Source organism: Allobosea sp. 05T439 (assembly GCF_056396005.1).
Genome location: NZ_JBFTKP010000009.1, coordinates 115260 through 131346, shown reverse-complemented (window position 1 = coordinate 131346; position 16087 = coordinate 115260). Strand labels below are relative to the sequence as shown.

The window sequence follows — 16087 nt, the reverse complement described above, 5'->3', positions numbered from 1 at the left end:
GATAGTAACTGGTCTAGCCGGAGTGAGCATGCAATCCAGGCCCGCTTCACTCTCCGAATGCCCCTGCGCACGGACGATCGAAACCGTCTGCGAATGGTGGAGCCTCCTGATCCTGCGCGATGCGTTCCGGGGGCTCACGCGCTTCGACGAGTTTCAGGCGAGTCTCGGCATTGCGCCCAATATGCTGGCTCGCCGTCTCAAGCATCTCACGCAGAGCGGCCTGTTCGAGCGGCGGCTCTATCGCGAGCGGCCAAAGCGATATGAGTACCTGCTGACCGCCAAGGGGCGGGACTTCTTCCCGGTGATTGCGGCAATGCTCGCCTGGGGCAACCGGTATCTCGCCCCCGAGGGCGTGTCCGTGCTGCTGGCAGGGCGCGTTTCCGGCCAGCCGCTCGAACCGATCCTGGTCGATGCCGCCAGCGCGACGCCGATCACGTCCGATAATGTCGCTCTCATTCCCGGTCCGCGAGCCAGCGAACAGATGCGCAGGCACATTGCCGCGCAGAGAGGTTTGCGACCGCTCTCTCCCTCTCACATCGAATAGGATCTGCCGATGCGCCGCGTCGTTGTAACCGGTATGGGCGTTGTCTCGCCCCTGGGCTGTGGAACCGAACTGGCGTGGTCGCGGCTGCTCGCTGGCCGTTCCGGGCTGCGGCGCCTGCCCGACAGCATTGTCGAGACCCTGCCGGCCAAGGTTGCCGGTGCCGTGCCGACGAAGGTGGAGGACGCTGAGGGGGGCTTCGATCCCGACAGCGCTATTGCTCCCAAGGACCAGCGCAAGATGGATCGCTTCATTCAGTTCGCGCTGGTGGCGGCGAAGGAGGCGCTGGAGCAGGCCGGCTGGGCGCCGACCGATGACGTGCAGCGGGAGCGCACCGCGACGGTCATCGCCTCCGGCATTGGCGGCTTCCCCGCGATCGCCGAAGCGGTGCGCGTCACCGATACGCGCGGTGTGCGACGGCTTTCGCCCTTCACGATCCCGTCCTTCCTGGTCAATCTTGCGGCTGGTCATGTCTCGATCGACCACGGCTTCAAGGGGCCGATCGGTGCGCCGGTCACGGCCTGCGCCGCCGGCGTGCAGGCGATCGGCGATGCGGCGCGGCTGATCCGGGCGGGAGAGGCCGATATCGCGCTCTGCGGCGGCGCCGAGGCCTGCATCGATCTTGTCGCGCTTGGTGGTTTTGCCGCGGCGCGTGCGCTCTCGACCGGCTTCAATGACGAGCCCGAGCGTGCCTCACGCCCCTTCGACCGGGACCGCGACGGTTTCGTCATGGGCGAGGGCGCCGGCATGCTGGTGATCGAGGCCCTGGAGCATGCGCAGGCGCGAGGGGCTGCGCCGCTGGCCGAGATCACTGGCTATGGCACCAGCGCCGATGCCTATCACATCACCTCAGGCCCGGAAGATGGTTCGGGCGCGCGGCGCGCCATGGAGATCGCCCTGAAACAGGCCGGCCTGCAGCCGCACGATATCCGTCATCTCAATGCGCACTCGACCTCGACGCCGGTCGGCGACCGAGGCGAATTGGCGGCAATCAGAGCGCTTTTCGGTTCCGAGCGCAGCATCGCGATCAGCGCCACCAAATCGGCGACGGGGCACCTGCTCGGCGCGGCCGGCGGCCTGGAAGCGATCTTCACCATCCTGGCGCTGCGCGACCAGATTGCCCCGCCGACGCTCAATCTCGACAACCCGGACGAGGATGCGGCGGGGCTCGATCTCGTGGCGAAGGAGGCCCGCCCGCTCCAGATGGAGCATGCCATCTCCAACGGATTCGGCTTTGGCGGAGTGAATGCGAGCGTGGTGTTAAGGCGGTGGCAGTAGCTCGCGTCAGCTCACAGCGGAATATTGTCGTGCTTGCGCCAGGGCCGCTCGACGTTTTTGGTTCTGAGCATGGCCAGGGCCCGGGCGATCCGGCGACGGGTCGAGTGCGGCATGATCACCTCGTCGACATAACCGCGCTCGGCGGCGACGAAGGGCGACATGAAGCGGTCCTCATATTCCTTGGTCTGGCGTGCGATGGTCTCGGCATCGCCGCCGCGGAAGATGATCTCCACCGCGCCCTTGGCGCCCATCACCGCGATCTGCGCCGTCGGCCAGGCATAGTTGACGTCGGCGCCGATATGTTTTGAGGCCATCACGTCATAGGCGCCGCCGAATGCCTTGCGGGTGATGACCGTGACCAGCGGTACCGTGCATTCGCTATAGGCGAAGAGCAGCTTGGCGCCGTGCTTGATCAGCCCGCCATATTCCTGCGCCGTGCCCGGCAGGAAGCCCGGCACGTCGACGAAGGTGACGATCGGGATCTCGAAGGCGTCGCAATAGCGCACGAAGCGGGCCGCCTTGCGGCTGGCATCGGAATCGAGCACGCCGGCGAGCACCATGGGCTGGTTGGCGACGACGCCGACGGTGCGGCCCTCGATGCGGCCGAATCCGGTGACGATATTGCCGGCATAGGCCGCCTGGATTTCGAAGAAGTCGCCCTCATCGAGCGTCTTCAGGATCAGTTCCTTGATGTCATAGGGTTTGTTCGGATTGTCGGGTACGAGCGTGTCGAGGCTCATGTCGACACGGTCCGGCACGTCGAAACTCGGCCATTCCGGGACGCCGACCGTGTTGTTGGCCGGCAGGAAGTCGATCAGCCGGCGCACCTGCAGCAGTGCCTCGACATCGTTCTCGAAGGAGCCGTCGGCCACCGAGGATTTCGAGGTGTGGACCTTGGCCCCGCCCAGCTCCTCGGACGTGACGGTCTCGTTGGTGACGGTCTTCACCACCTCCGGGCCGGTGACGAACATGTAGCTGGTGTCGCGGACCATGAAGATGAAGTCGGTCATGGCAGGGGAATAGACGTCGCCGCCCGCGCAGGGGCCCATGATCACCGAGATCTGGGGAATGACGCCCGAGGCCGTGACATTGCGCTTGAAGACCTCGCCATAGCCGCCGAGCGCCGCGACGCCTTCCTGGATGCGGGCGCCGCCCGCGTCGAACAGGCCGACGATCGGGGCCCGCATCTTCAGCGCCATGTCCTGGATCTTGGTGATCTTCTGGGCATGTGTTTCGGAGAGCGAGCCGCCGAAGACGGTGAAGTCCTTGGAGAAGACGAAGACGGTGCGCCCATTGACGGTGCCCCAGCCGGTGACGACGCCGTCACCCGGGATCTTCTCACCCTTCTCCATGCCGAAATCGACGCAGCGGTGCTGCACGAACATGTCGAATTCTTCGAAGGAGCCGTGATCGAGCAGGAGTTCGATACGCTCGCGAGCCGTCAGCTTGCCGCGCTTGTGCTGCGCCTCGATGCGCCTGTCGCCGCCACCCTTGCGCGCGCCCTCGCGGCGGGATTCAAGCTGCTCGAGAATGTCCTTCATGGAAATGCCCCGTCGCCGGTCAGAACGCCTGCGTTCCGGCTTAAGGGGCGAAGGCCATGCTGTCCATCAGCCGTTCGTTCGGGCTTGCGCTATCCGTGTTGGAGCAGAAGCACGGCCGCCGCAAATTCCTGGCGGCGGATCGTTCGCCTGTCGGCGGCGTCCTCATCCTGTCCCCAGATCTCGATCTGATAGTCCTCGTCGAGATGGGCGGCAGTCCATGCCTGCTCTTCGTCCAGCCGTCCGTCGGCGAGGGCCAGCATGAGAATGGCCGAGCCTGAAAGTGTCATCACATTATGCGCTCCGGCGAGCGCCAGAGGCGCGGAGAGATCGGCAACACGCCGGGCGACGGCGTCGAGCAAGCCGGCCGGTTGCGCGGCAAACATCACGCCCTCAGTGAKGGTGAAGCGTGCGCCGAGGGCGGCCTCGGTGCCGGCGACGATCGGGTCCCAGACATCACGCTGGCGTTCGACCAGATTGTCCGGTTCGCTGGCGCGATAGCAGAGCGCGTCGCTGCCGGCATAGCGTACGATCTCGGCGCGCACGGCTTCATGCTGGTCGGACACACCATCGAGCGCGGAATTGACCAGTCGTGTCAGCGGCATGACGGCGGGGTCGATCCGCTCGCCCTGCGCCTGCCATTCCGCAGCGAGTGCCTCGGCGACCGGGCGCGAGGTGATGGCCAAGGGATTCCGGGCCGGTGTCCGGGCCGTCCTGCCATCGAGCGCGACATGGAAGAGCCCGTCGCGTTCGAGCACACCAGCGGTTTCGTAGAAGCGCTTGGGCAGGGCGTTGCGCATCGCGCTTTGCGCCGCGGCAACGGGATCGGGCTGAGGCGTACCCGGCGCACCGAACCGCTGGAGAAATGCATCTGTCGACATGCGGGTCCCATAGCGCATTCGGCGCCGGCGGGAAACGGTTCTGGCGGTGGTTGACGTTAGGAGGAGCGTGCTCTAAACGCCCGTCCTCCCGCGCCTATGCGCGCGGAAATGAACGTGTTGGAGAATGTCATGTTTGAGAGTGCGGGAACCCGGTGACGTTTCGCTTCGGCGGAACGTGATGCAGCGCCGGGTCTGAAATGCAGCATTCGATGCCTGCATGGGGCTCCGGCGCTTGTCATGGTTTCATGCACAGGCTCTACAAACATGAATATCTCCAGGGGCGAGCAGCGCGTGCTGCACGTGCTGGCCCAGGGCGGGCATATCCGTCACCATCGCGGCGATGATGGCCGCATCCACCATGTCGACTGCTTCACCCATGAGGGCTACGTGTTGACCAACCGCACGCTCGAGCTTTTCGGGAGCCTCAGGCGCAAGCGGATGATCGAATCGAGGCAGGGGCGGCCCTATCGCATCTCGCGACAGGGCCGGCTCGCAGTGAGGTCTCAGGCCGACAACCGGTGAGGCCAAGGGGAGGGCCCGTCATGGGCCCTCCCGCTCTTGCGAGAACCAAGGACGCAACATGATCATCCGCGACGAGCAACCCGCTGACATTCCCGCAATCCAGGCGCTCATTGGTGACGCCTTCAAGGACGCTTTCCACAGCAACGGGGCGGAAGCGGCGATCGTCGATGGCTTGCGCCGGGGCGGTATGCTGGCCTTGTCCCTTGTCGCCTCCGATGGCGAGGCCCTGCTTGGCCATGTCGCCTTCTCCCCGGTCACGATCGGCGGGCAGGAGCTTGGCTGGTTCGGTCTCGGGCCTCTGGCTGTTCGGCCGGGCATGCAGGGGAGAGGCATAGGGCAGGCTCTGGTGCGCGCCGGGCTCGACAGGCTGAAGACGGCCGGTGCGAAGGGCTGCGTCCTGCTGGGGGCGCCGGGTTATTACGCTCGCTTCGGTTTCGCTGCAGATCCCCGGCTCTGGCTTGCCGATGTGCCGCAGGAGTATTTCCAGGTGCTTGGCTTTGGCGGCCCGCTACCGGCGGGCGAAGTTCGCTACCACGCAGCGTTCGACGCAGGCGAATCCTGAGGAACACGAGCCCGGGTCTTGCGGCTGAGCAGGCGTCAGAATCAGGTTGCCCGGATCCGGCCCAGGAACTGCGCGACCTCGGTATCGAGATGCGCGGATTGGGCGGCCAGCCTGTCGGCGGACTCGGCTACGAAGGCCGCGACCTGACCKGTTTCCGCGGCCACCTTGCTGACGAATTCGATATTGCCGGAGGCCGCGATGGTCTCGTGTGCTGCAGCCTCGATGTTGCGGGCAATCCCCGAGGTGGCTGCGTTCTGCTGTTCGACGACGGTCGCGACTGCCGCCGAAACCTCATTGAGCGAGCCGATGGTCGTGTTCATCGTGTCGATGGCGCGGACGGCTTCACCGCTCGAGTTGCGGATCGCTTCGATCTGGCGCTGGATATCGTCTGTCGCCAGCGAGGTCTGGTGGGCGAGCGCCTTGACCTCCTGAGCCACTAAACGCCGCGGGAGCGGGACCGGGCCTCAGGTCCCAAACCTGTCGCGCCAGGCGGGCTTGGCTCCGGCAAAGGGAAGGGCGGTTGCAGCGTGGACGCCGCGCGCGACGGCTCGAGCGAGGACGTCGGCGGCGGTCGCGCAGAGTTCTGCCAGGGCGAAGGCATCGGGCGGCGCGCCGCTATGACCGGTTGCCGCGGCAAAGACCACGTCGCCGTCGAGCGGCGCATGGACCGGCCTGAGCGCCCGGGCCAAGCCATCATGCGCCGCAAGCGCCAGCCGCTTCGCCTGCGATTTGGTCAGTGCCGCGTCGGTCGCGACGAGTGCGATCGTGGTGTTCTGTCCGGCCCCGCCCTTGAAGCGCAGCCCGAGATCATCGGGCGAGATCAGGGATGGCCAGCCGAGGCCGCCGAACTCACTCGCTTGCTCATAGGGGGCGGCCCAGAAGCAAGGCCCGTCGCCGATCGTGGCACTGCCAACGGCGTTGACGGCGACGAGCGCGCCCACGATCTGACCGGTGGCGGCGCGCGCGCTGGCTGAGCCGAGCCCCCCCTTGAGCGTAGCGGTGGTCGCACCGTAGCCAGCGCCGGCGCTTCCGAGAAAAAACTCAGTGCCGGCATTCTCTGCTGCCGCCTGCGCCAGCGCCCGATAAGGGGCCTCTGCGCCATTGCCCCTGGCCCAGCCCTTGTCGCCGCCATTCAGGAGATCGAACAGGATCGCCTGCGGCACGATCGGCACGCGCATGCCGCCGACGGGGAAGCCGCGACCGTTTGCGGCAAGCGTCGCCATGACCCCGTCAGCTGCGGCCAGCCCCCAGGCGGAGCCGCCAGAGAGGACGATGGCGTCAACATGCTCGACAGTCATTTCCGGTTCCAGCAATGCGGTATCGCKGGTGCCGGGAGCGCCGCCGAGAATGGCGACCGAGGCTACGGTCGGGCGGTCAAACAGGGCGACGGTGACGCCGGTCGCTGCGGCAATATCCTGGGTTTGCCCGACGAGCAGGCCGCGAACATCGGTGATCAGGTTGCGCATCACGAGGGAATGACACCGGGGGGCGTGGGGGAACTTCGCGCTCGCTGGCGCGTCATCGCTACATTACGATCTTTTCATGCTTGCGCCATCGCAGGGTCAGGGGCGCGAGGTCAGCCTTGCCATGATCGCGAACCGGCTTCGAGACCCGCCAGCGACCTGACCTTGTCGATACGACAAACGGAGACCCAGGATGAAACGCATCGCACTTATCGCAGCTTCGTCGGCAGCCGCCCTGGCTGCGACGTTCGCGGTCGCGCAGCCGCAGCCGGTTCCACCTGCCGGCGGCTCCGGATCCTCGCGTGACATGACGCAGCAGGAGCGTACCGACCAGCGCGACCAGCGCCGCACCGAGCAGATGGAAGCCCGCATGAAGGAGCGGCTCGAACGCGCGCAGACACGCATGAACGAGCGCTTTGCCAAATTGCGCGCCGATATGAAGCTCAAGCCCGAGCAGGTCCCGTTGTTCGATGCGGTCGAGAACACGGTGAAGAAGGGCATGGAGCAGCGTCGTCAGGGCTTTGCGGCCATGCGCGAGCAGCGTGAGAATTTCCGCCACGCCGATATCATGGAGCGCCTGGACGCGATGGCCAGCCGTCAGGCGGCACGTGCCACGCGCAGCAAGGAGCTCGCGGATGCCGTTCGTCCGCTCTGGTCTACCTTGAGCGACGAACAGAAGACGGTGGCGCGCCGGGCTGTGCGCGAAGCATTCTCCGAGGGGCGCGCCCGCATGGAGCGGATGGGGGAGAACATGCGCGATCGCTGGCAGGATCGACGCGGCGGCCGGGATCACGATGGTGACGATCGCGGCTCGCGTCGCGGCCGCTACCATAGCGACGACGACAACAACTGATCGCAGCGCGATCGCCTTCACGAGGCGGCTCCTCGGAGCCGCCTTTTTCTGTGCTGCTGTCGGTGGGGCGGTCCGGGTGACGATGCGGAAGAGCTGGATTGCGAAGGTTGAGGCGACCGCGGTCATGAAAAACGGGAGTTTACCATAATCCTTCAAATTGAGTTCATTTTTGAGCGCCTAGGGTCCTCTCAGTAAATCTCGTGAGAGGGGCGTCTCATGAAGGCTCAATCGTCAAACTGGCTGATGAGGATTTTCATCGCCTTCGTTTTCATACTCTGCCTGTTCGGCCCGTATGGTCTTTCGATCCTGATCGGCTGCGTCGGGCTCGGCTGCTATTTCTTTCGCGACGAGGTCGGATCGCATCTCTGACGAAGGATCATCCGGCGGCGCTGCGGCCATCTGGGCGTGCTTCATAGAGGGGGGCGGCTCCTGCGGGCCGCTCCTTTTGCTGTTTTGCTCAGGCCCTGCGGCCAATCCTGCAACGCTGAACCGGAGCCTGTAGTAGCTCCCCCGCTTCCATCCCGCGGGATCAAACATGTTGATCCCGCGCAAGGTTGAGATAGCTTCCATGCGGGATCTGGGGGGTGGGGCAACGCATGAGAGACGCCGTGGTTCTTCGCGTTCTTGCCTCGGCGGGGTTGGCCTCCCTGTCCTTGTTCTGCCCAGGCTTTGGTCGCGCGGAGGAAGTCCTTCCGGCGTTCCAGGCGGATTTMGAGACAGCCTGCATCGCGGCCGAGGACTGGAAGATCTCGTCGCTGCTGGACAAATCGGTTCGTGCCGATCGTATCCGATGCGTCGGCGAACAGGGGACCGGAGATGGCGGGCGCGTCCTCAGCGTTACCGTCAAGCCGGGCGATGCCTATAATCCCGATCCTGGCTCCTCGGCGACGGAGCGCGCCGAGATTCAGATGACGCGCGAGCTCATCCGCTTCGATACCACGACCTGGTACAGCTTTCAGTTCCGTGTCGAGGCCCCGTGGCTGACACGAAAGAACCGCACCGTCATCCAGCAGATCAAGCAGAATATCGATCCGCGCTACGAGAAGGGCAGGGGCGGAGAAGAGATCTGCGATCCCGGCAATCCGCTTTTCAAGATCGAGGTGGATTCGGACGGCAAGACTCCGGTCTTCCGCGCGAAGAGTGCCGGCACCGAGACATGTGGCGACAGCGTCKGGCAGGTCCATTTCTGTGGCGACTGGCCAATCGCCCCGGGCCACTGGCACCGGGTCAATGTTTCGATACGGCCGAGCCAGAAGGCCGGTGAGAGCCATCTGCAGCTCTGGCTCGATGGGCGCGCCTGCCCAGCCTATCGCGGCGTACTCGGATATCCGCGCTACGGCATGACGAAGGCAGGCAAGCCGGTCATCGACGCGCAGCCGCGCTTCGGCATCTATCGCGATGCTTTGCCCGATGTCTCGCAGACCATCCAGTTCAATGACATCGCCTTCTGGACCCGGAGCCCCGCCGGACATCCGGCGTGGAGCGGTATCGATATCCCATCGGATTGAAGGCGCTGCTTGGGGAAGACGGCGGACCAGTACGCGGACGGCCCGGTCCATTCGTCGTGCGCGCCCGTCTGGGCAGGCCGCGGGACGCACCTGCCGAGGGCTCGAACTGAAAAGGGCGGCTCCGAAGAGCCGCCCTTTTCTGATGCGGATCGGAGCTTCGCAGCCCGAGCCTGCAATGCAGGATCAGCGCGAGTAGAACTCGATGACCAGGTTCGGTTCCATCTGCACCGCGTAAGGCACGTCCGACAGGGTCGGGGTGCGGGTGTAGGTGGCCGAGAACTTGGTGTGGTCGGCATCGATGTAGTCCGGCACGTCGCGCTCGGCGAGCGCAGCCGATTCGATCACGATGGCGAGCTGGCGGGAGGATTCCTTCACCGCAATCACGTCACCCGGCTTGACCTGGTAGGACGCGATGTTGACGCGCTTGCCGTTGACCGTGACGTGGCCGTGGTTGACGAACTGGCGAGCAGCAAACACCGTCGGGACGAACTTGGCGCGGTAGATCACCGCGTCGAGACGGCGCTCGAGCAGGCCGACGAGGTTCTCACCCGAGTCGCCCTTCAGGCGGATCGCCTCGGCGTAGTAACGACGGAACTGCTTCTCGGAGATCGAGCCGTAATAGCCCTTCAGCTTCTGCTTGGCGCGCAGCTGCGTGCCGAAGTCCGACGGCTTGCCCTTGCGGCGCTGGCCGTGCTGGCCGGGGCCGTATTCACGACGGTTGACCGGGGACTTCGGGCGGCCCCAGATGTTCTGACCGAGGCGGCGGTCAATCTTGTATTTCGCCTCATGACGTTTCGACATATCGCGTGTCCTCTTGGTTCGCGAGTTGAGGACCGCGCCCTCCTGTCCCCGTTTCCAGGGCGACAGATCCGGCTCTCGACGAGCGGATCACGGGTGCGGAAAAAGTCGCGCGGGCCCTGATGGACCCGCGCGACGAGAGCCCTATAGGCGCAGGAGCCCCCGCAAGTCAAATCCCTTGGGGCTATGCCTGGGGATCGCTGCTCAGTTCATCAGTGGAAATGGCTCGATCAAGACCTGGGACAGCCCGTAACCCGCGAGGGCAATTCGCAGCGGTCCGCTGATGCAGGCCCCGCTCGTGAAGATCGCCGGTGCGTCGCCAGCCGCGCTGAACGGTGGGGGCGCCGCAGGGCCCAGCAATTGGGAAATCCGCCGGGCGATGGCCGGGGCAGGGTCGATCCAGCTGACGGACCACGGTGCCACCCGGCGCATGCGTTCGAGCAGCAGTGGATAATGCGTGCAGGAGAGGGTGATCACGTCGGTCCGTACGCTGTCGCGTTCGACGAAGCAGGGCTCGAGTTCCGCAAGGATTGCCGCGTCGTCGACCGTTTCACCCTTGAGCGCGGCTTCGGCGAGGCCGGCAAGGCCGGTCGAGCCGACCAGCGTGACCTCGCAGCGCGCCGCATAGGCCTCGATCAGGCCGCGCGTATAGTCGCGGGCGACGGTTCCAGGCGTCGCCAGGACCGAGATCAGTCCGCTGCGGGTGGTCTCGGCTGCTGGCTTGATCGCCGGGACGGTGCCGACGAAGGGGATGGTGAAGCGGGCGCGCAGCGCCGGCAGCACCAGAGTCGAGGCGGTGTTGCAGGYGATCACCACAAGATCAGGATGACAGCGCGCAATCAGCCGCTCCATGACCTGCAGGACGCGGTCGACAAGCTCCGCCTCGCTGAGCCGGCCATAGGGGAAGCCGGCGTCATCGGCGGCGTAGACGATGCGTGCGTCCGGGCGGGCGCGCGTGGTTTCGGCCAGCACTGTCAGGCCGCCCAGCCCGGAATCGAAGACCAGAATGGTGGGTTGGCGGCGTGGCATCACGGCTGCGCCATAGGCTGTTCCGGCCAGAAGATCGACCCGCATGCGTCGGCGCCTGCACAGGAGATGGATGAGCGCTTCATTGGGCCAGAGCCCGGTTAAGGAGTGGTCAAGGAACTCCTGGCCGCCATGATTCTATTTAATTGACTCTGTCCACTAATTGGCACGATCCTGATCCTCGGAGATCATCATGGCCGCCACAGATAGCCCCGCGATCGCTGCGATCCGACGCTTCAACCGCTTCCACACGCGCTGGATTGGAGCACTTGGTGGCAGCCTGCACGGCTCCGGTTTCGCGTTGGCCGAGTCGCGCGTGCTCTATGAGTTGGCTCAACGTGACGATTGGCTCGCAAGCGAGTTGGCACGCGAGCTTGCCCTCGATCCCGCCTATCTCTCCCGCATTCTCAAGGGCTTTGCTGCTGCCGGCTGGCTGAGACGCGAGCGTTCTCCCGACGACGGGCGGGCTTCGCACCTGCTGTTGACGCGAGAGGGGCATGACGCCTTTCGGCCGCTGGATGAAGCGTCGCGCGATCAGGCCGGCTCGATTCTGGCGCGGCTCGGACAGGCTGAACAGGCGGATCTGGTCGAGGCGCTGGGAACCGCCGAGCGGCTATTGTCAGGAGCCTGCGAGCGGAAGTGGCAACCGCTCATTCGCGAGCACAGACCCGGCGATATCGGTTGGGTGATATCGGCGCATGGCCGGCTCTATGCGGAAGACTATGGCTGGGACATCAGCTTCGAAGCGCTGGTCGCGGAGATCGCGGCGAAATTCCTGCGGGACTTCGTGCCTGGCAAGGAGCGCTGCTTCATTGCGGAACTGGACGGGATGCCCGTGGGCTCGGCCTTCGTAGTTCGAGAGTCGGACGAGGTCGCCAAACTTCGGCTCGTGCTGGTCGAGAAGCGCGGGCAGGGGCTCGGTCTCGGCAAGGCGCTGGTGCAGGAGGCGGTCGGCTTCGCGCAATCGGCTGGTTATCGGCGCATGATCCTGTGGACCAATGATATACTGCACGCTGCGCGTGGTATCTATCTTGCCGCCGGCTTCAGGCTCATCGCCGAGGAGGCGCACCATTCCTTCGGGCAGGATCTGGTGGGGCAGAACTGGGAGCTGGAACTGGGACGCTAAGCCTTCAGCCGCGCCACGGCCGCCGCCGCCGCCCGCCCCGCCAAGGTCGCGCCGCCGACCGTCATCGCACCGCCGCCGGCCGTCGCCTCGCCCGCGATCCAGATGCGACCGCCGATCGGCTCGGCAAGCCTGTCCCGGGCCGCCTCGAAGCCGGGGCGGCATACCGAATAGGAGCCATGCGAGAACGGATCGGTCCACCAGGCGGGGAATGACACGCCGGTGACGGCCTTGCGAAAGCTCGCGCCGACCATCTTGGCCAAAAGCTCGGTCACATGATCCCGTGCGGCGGCGGTTCCCGCGCGGGAAAGGTCGCGCGCATAGTCCCCGCCGCAATAGGCGATGACGATGTCCTTGTCGTCCGGGAAGAGGTCGACATTCATCATCGCCTTGGGTGAACCGGCTTCAAGATAGCTCATGCCGGGCTTGATGCCGAAGCGATCACCCTCGACCTTGAGCGCGATCTTGGTGAGGGCGCCCATGCCGATTCCATTCAGGGCGTCGCGGGTTCGGGCAGGCAGTGCAGGCGTGAAGCGAATGTCGCCGGCCTTCAGAACGCCGACCGGCACGGTGACGATGCAGGCGCGTGCCTTCAGCGTTCCCGAGCGCGTCGTGATCTCGACGCCGGGCCCGTCCCAGCGAATGGCTTCGACCGGTTCGCCAAGGCGGATATCGAGCCCTTCGCCATGGCGCGCGACAAGATTGCCGTAGCCCGAAGGGACGACGAAATCGTCGCCGCTCCACAGGCGTTGGTAGTCGCGCGCCGAGATGCGATCGGATTCCTCCCCGATCGAGAGCAGCAACCCGGAGGTGGCGACGGGCGTCATATCCGGGCCGAGGTCTCCGAGCAGCTCGGCAACCGAGAGATCGCGCTTCGAGATATCGACGGTTTCGAGCTTGCGGTCGATTTGCCTGAAGGCACCGCGCCGTTTGACCCGCTCGGCATCCGACATCGGTTGCCCGTTGGCGAAAACCTGGAAGCCGCCGCCCCAGGATTCATTCGGCGTCGGGATACCGAGATCGGCGGCGATCTTCACCCAGGGATTTCGCTCCGCCCAGTGGATGAACATCGCGCCGGCGTCGTAGGCGGCGCCAAGCGAGGTGTCGGTGAAGGCACGGCCACCGACCCGGTTGCGGGCCTCGATGATCACGACCTGGCGTCCCGCCGCTTTCAGTTCGCGTGCGGCTGCGATTCCGGCTGCGCCTGCGCCGATGACGACGACATCGAGATCGCCGGCCAAGGCAGGGCCGGGCGCGCCCGCAGCGGCTGCGGCGAGCGCAGTTGAGCCCATGAGAAAGGTCCGGCGGTCGAGCATCATCAACAATGTCCGCAGCGGTCTGGCGCCATGATGCGCGACTGCTTGTGCGTTGCAATACGCAACCTGCTTTGCGGCCGGATCACGGCAATCACGAGATCGGGAGGAGGGCGCGAGCGGGGCTGAGTTCCGGGGGGATGTCTGCAGTATAGAATACATATAAATTAGAACGCTTCTCCATTGGATGGATTCTATTGTTACTTCCTTGATTGAGAATCGATTGACAGAATTCGACTCTATTTCTATCGAGTGCTGGCTTTACTGAATTGATAAAGCTTAGTTTTCAGCAATTTTAAACTGCAGGCTGCGCATMCAATGCATTGGCAGCGCCGGCAGGGGCGGGGTTCTGACTATGGGTGGGCATTCTGGCGGGCTGCGTTGCGGCGTGGCGCTTGGCGTTCTTGTGTTGATGACAGCGTCACAAGCTGGTGCACAGCAGCGTGTTCAGGCCGCACAGCAGCCGGTTTTTCCTCAATCGGCCGAGGGACCCGTCGTTCTGGACACCATTACCGTGCAGGGGGAGGGAATCAGTGGTGCGCCGCTGATCGCCGGGCCGACGACGACCCGCACGACCCGCGAAGAACTCGACAGGCAGCAGGTCCAGAGCATTTCCGACCTGGCCAACCGGGTCGAAGCGGGCATCAGCTTCAATCGCCAGAATAACAGCATCAATATTCGTGGTCTCGATGGCCCGCGCGTGCTGACCACGGTCGACGGCATCAGGCAGCCGTTCCTGACCGACACCCGGATCGATCGCAGTTCGACCAACGCCTTCGACTTCGATGCGTTGTCCACGCTCGACCTGCTGCGAGGCGGCAGCGGCGCCAGCGTGCTCGGCTCCGGGGCTCTGGGGGGCGTGCTTGCCGTCCGAACGCTCGACCCCAAGGACCTGATCAAGGGCGGCCGCCAGTTCGGTGCGCTCGCAAAGACCGGCTATGACAGTACCGACGAGGCCTGGTTCGGCAGTGCCGCAGTCGCGGCGCGGCTCCAGCAGACCTATTTCCTGCTCCAGGGTAGTTTCCGCGACGGGCATGAAACAGGCAACAGGGGGACGATCGACAGCATCGGACCGACCCGGACGATGCCGAACCCGACGGATTTCACGCAATACGGGCTGCTCGCGAAGATCCAGCACTATGTCGACGATGTGCACCGGCTCGGCATTACCGGCGAGTTGTTCAAGCGCGAGGACAAGGTCAACGTCCTCACCTCGACCGTGTCGCCCACCGGCAATTTCCGCCCGGGAAACTATGACACCGGCGAGGATGTCGAGCGTCAGCGCGTCTCGCTGACCTATGATTACAAGCTGCCGGGTGGCTTCCTCGACGAGGCCCACGCCAATCTCTACTGGCAGAACGTCAAGCGTAACGCGCTGGTCTCAGCCTACCGCTTCACCAGCGTCATCGGTCCCTATACCCGCAACAACGAAACCGAGCAGGAGGCCTTCGGCTTCAACGGCCATGTCGTGAAGAGCTTCCAGACTGGCATCTTCTCGCACGGCATCACGCTCGGCACCGAACTGCGCACGACGACGCTGAACCAGTATTCGGCCGGTGTCGACAATTGCCGCCGCCCCTATACCGGCGCCTTCACCGCCTGCAACAACCTGCACACCAATCAGGCCGACCAGCCGAAGGTCGACGGCAATGCGATCGGCGTTTTCGCGTATGACGAGATCGGCATGCTCGACAACCGCCTGCGCCTCACGCCCGGTGTTCGGTTCGACTGGTATGAGGAGAAGCCGCAGAACACGCCGGCCTACACCAATGGCGGCTCCAGCCCGGTCGGCTTGCCGCCGTCCTCCAGTGACAGCGCCTGGTCGCCGCGGGTGCGGCTTGAATACGACGTCCTCAAGGACGCCGGCATGTTCAAGGATGTTACAGCTTTCGCGCAGTGGTCGAAGGGTTTTCGCGCGCCGACTGCAAGTGAGCTCTATGGCCGCTTCGGGGCGGTTGGGACCTATCTGCGCATCGGCGATCCCACGCTGCGCCCTGAAACCAGCAACGGCATCGATGTCGGCTTCCGCTTCGGTGACCGGGCCTTCGGTGGTTCGGTGACATATTTTCACACCAATTACCGCAACTTCATCGAGACCGTGCAGATCGCGCCGCCGAATGCACTCTATCCGCAGGGCGGCATTCAGGGGCCGCGGAACGTCGCGCGGGCCGAGATCCAGGGCGTCGAGGCGAATTTCCAGTATGCCTTCGCCGAGAACTGGCTGGCGCGCGGCTCCTTCGCCTATACCCGGGGTCAGAACAAGGACACCGACACGTTCCTGAACTCGATTCCGCCGATGCAGGGTATCGTCGCAATCGCCTATGGAACAGACATCTGGGGCGCCGAGGTCTCGACCAAGCTCGCTGCCGCACGTGACGACGTCGCTGCAACGACCGGCACGAATGCCGGTTTCAAGGCTCCGGGCTATGCGCTCTTCAATGCTTCGGCGTGGTGGCGGCCGACGAAGCTMGCCGATATCGAGCTGCGGGTCGGCGTCTACAACATCTTCGACCGCAAGTACTTCGATGCGGTCAACGTTCCGACGGGCACGCTTGCCCAGGCGCGCGACTACTACACCGAGCCGGGCCGCACGGTGAAGGCGACGTTGAAGTACCAGTTCTAGAGTCACCCCGCGGGCGGAGTAACAAGAAGGGCCGGGCAGGGATGCTCCGGCCCTTCCG

16 protein-coding genes are annotated in these 16087 nt (G+C 64.9%); 9 read left to right on the top strand and 7 right to left on the bottom strand.

Annotated features, from left to right (window positions below; all coding sequences use genetic code 11):
- Positions 1–28 precede the first annotated feature (28 nt).
- Positions 29–544, top strand: a complete 516-nt coding sequence (locus tag AC1DIO_RS13040; protein WP_441506221.1) for a winged helix-turn-helix transcriptional regulator — start codon at positions 29–31, stop codon at positions 542–544.
- 9 nt (positions 545–553) lie between these two features.
- Positions 554–1819 (top strand): beta-ketoacyl-ACP synthase II, encoded by a 1266-nt coding sequence (fabF, locus tag AC1DIO_RS13035; protein WP_441506220.1) that lies wholly within the window; start codon positions 554–556, stop codon positions 1817–1819.
- Between the two features lie 11 nt (positions 1820–1830).
- Here the strand turns inward: fabF and AC1DIO_RS13030 are convergent, their stop codons facing one another.
- Both AC1DIO_RS13030 and AC1DIO_RS13025 read right to left on the bottom strand, forming a co-directional pair.
- A complete protein-coding gene (locus AC1DIO_RS13030; RefSeq protein ID WP_441491476.1) occupies positions 1831–3360 on the bottom strand; it encodes an acyl-CoA carboxylase subunit beta in 1530 nt (509 codons plus the stop codon).
- An 89-nt stretch (positions 3361–3449) separates the two neighbouring features.
- Positions 3450–4238 carry an ATP12 family chaperone protein gene (locus AC1DIO_RS13025; protein WP_476853487.1) on the bottom strand — a complete coding sequence of 263 codons (789 nt, stop codon included), beginning with the start codon at positions 4236–4238 and terminating at the stop codon, positions 3450–3452.
- Positions 4239–4502: 264 nt separating this feature from the next.
- On the opposite strand from AC1DIO_RS13025, the gene AC1DIO_RS13020 reads away from it, so the two are divergent.
- Together AC1DIO_RS13020 and AC1DIO_RS13015 are read left to right on the top strand one after the other, a co-directional pair.
- Complete coding sequence (locus AC1DIO_RS13020; RefSeq protein WP_441506218.1) at positions 4503–4760, top strand: YjhX family toxin; 258 nt, start codon at positions 4503–4505, stop codon at positions 4758–4760.
- Positions 4761–4818: 58 nt separating this feature from the next.
- Positions 4819–5322 carry a GNAT family N-acetyltransferase gene (locus AC1DIO_RS13015; protein ID WP_441506217.1) on the top strand — a complete coding sequence of 168 codons (504 nt, stop codon included), beginning with the start codon at positions 4819–4821 and terminating at the stop codon, positions 5320–5322.
- 41 nt (positions 5323–5363) lie between these two features.
- On the opposite strand, the gene AC1DIO_RS13010 is transcribed toward AC1DIO_RS13015, so the two are convergent.
- Positions 5364–5759, bottom strand: a complete 396-nt coding sequence (locus AC1DIO_RS13010; RefSeq protein ID WP_441506216.1) for a methyl-accepting chemotaxis protein — start codon at positions 5757–5759, stop codon at positions 5364–5366.
- A gap of 27 nt (positions 5760–5786) precedes the next feature.
- Entirely contained in the window at positions 5787–6788 is a 1002-nt protein-coding gene (locus tag AC1DIO_RS13005) for a P1 family peptidase (RefSeq protein WP_476853486.1), read from the bottom strand.
- A gap of 190 nt (positions 6789–6978) precedes the next feature.
- On the opposite strand from AC1DIO_RS13005, the gene AC1DIO_RS13000 reads away from it, so the two are divergent.
- From AC1DIO_RS13000 to AC1DIO_RS12990, 3 genes are all read left to right on the top strand, one after another.
- The gene (locus tag AC1DIO_RS13000) at positions 6979–7638 is read left to right on the top strand and encodes a Spy/CpxP family protein refolding chaperone (protein WP_441506214.1); all 660 of its coding nucleotides are present in this window, start codon (positions 6979–6981) and stop codon (positions 7636–7638) included.
- A gap of 216 nt (positions 7639–7854) precedes the next feature.
- Positions 7855–8007, top strand: coding sequence for a hypothetical protein (locus tag AC1DIO_RS12995; RefSeq protein ID WP_476769222.1), 153 nt, complete (start codon positions 7855–7857; stop codon positions 8005–8007).
- A gap of 239 nt (positions 8008–8246) precedes the next feature.
- Positions 8247–9146, top strand: coding sequence for a heparin lyase I family protein (locus tag AC1DIO_RS12990; RefSeq protein WP_476853485.1), 900 nt, complete (start codon positions 8247–8249; stop codon positions 9144–9146).
- A gap of 183 nt (positions 9147–9329) precedes the next feature.
- Here AC1DIO_RS12990 and rpsD read toward each other — a convergent pair whose 3' ends face one another.
- Positions 9330–9947, bottom strand: a complete 618-nt coding sequence (gene rpsD, locus AC1DIO_RS12985; RefSeq protein WP_043237713.1) for a 30S ribosomal protein S4 — start codon at positions 9945–9947, stop codon at positions 9330–9332.
- A gap of 201 nt (positions 9948–10148) precedes the next feature.
- Positions 10149–11018, bottom strand: a complete 870-nt coding sequence (gene murI / locus AC1DIO_RS12980) for a glutamate racemase (protein WP_476853484.1) — start codon at positions 11016–11018, stop codon at positions 10149–10151.
- Between the two features lie 145 nt (positions 11019–11163).
- Between murI and AC1DIO_RS12975 the strand changes: the two genes are divergently transcribed.
- The gene (locus AC1DIO_RS12975) at positions 11164–12096 is read left to right on the top strand and encodes a bifunctional helix-turn-helix transcriptional regulator/GNAT family N-acetyltransferase (protein WP_476770159.1); all 933 of its coding nucleotides are present in this window, start codon (positions 11164–11166) and stop codon (positions 12094–12096) included.
- Here the strand turns inward: AC1DIO_RS12975 and AC1DIO_RS12970 are convergent.
- The gene (locus AC1DIO_RS12970) at positions 12093–13412 is read right to left on the bottom strand and encodes a flavin monoamine oxidase family protein (RefSeq protein ID WP_441506209.1); all 1320 of its coding nucleotides are present in this window, start codon (positions 13410–13412) and stop codon (positions 12093–12095) included. The genes AC1DIO_RS12975 and AC1DIO_RS12970 overlap by 4 nt on opposite strands.
- 349 nt (positions 13413–13761) lie before the next feature.
- On the opposite strand from AC1DIO_RS12970, the gene AC1DIO_RS12965 reads away from it, so the two are divergent.
- Positions 13762–16029: a TonB-dependent hemoglobin/transferrin/lactoferrin family receptor gene (locus tag AC1DIO_RS12965; protein ID WP_476853483.1), complete on the top strand. Its 2268-nt coding sequence runs from the start codon at positions 13762–13764 to the stop codon at positions 16027–16029.
- Positions 16030–16087 lie beyond the last annotated feature (58 nt).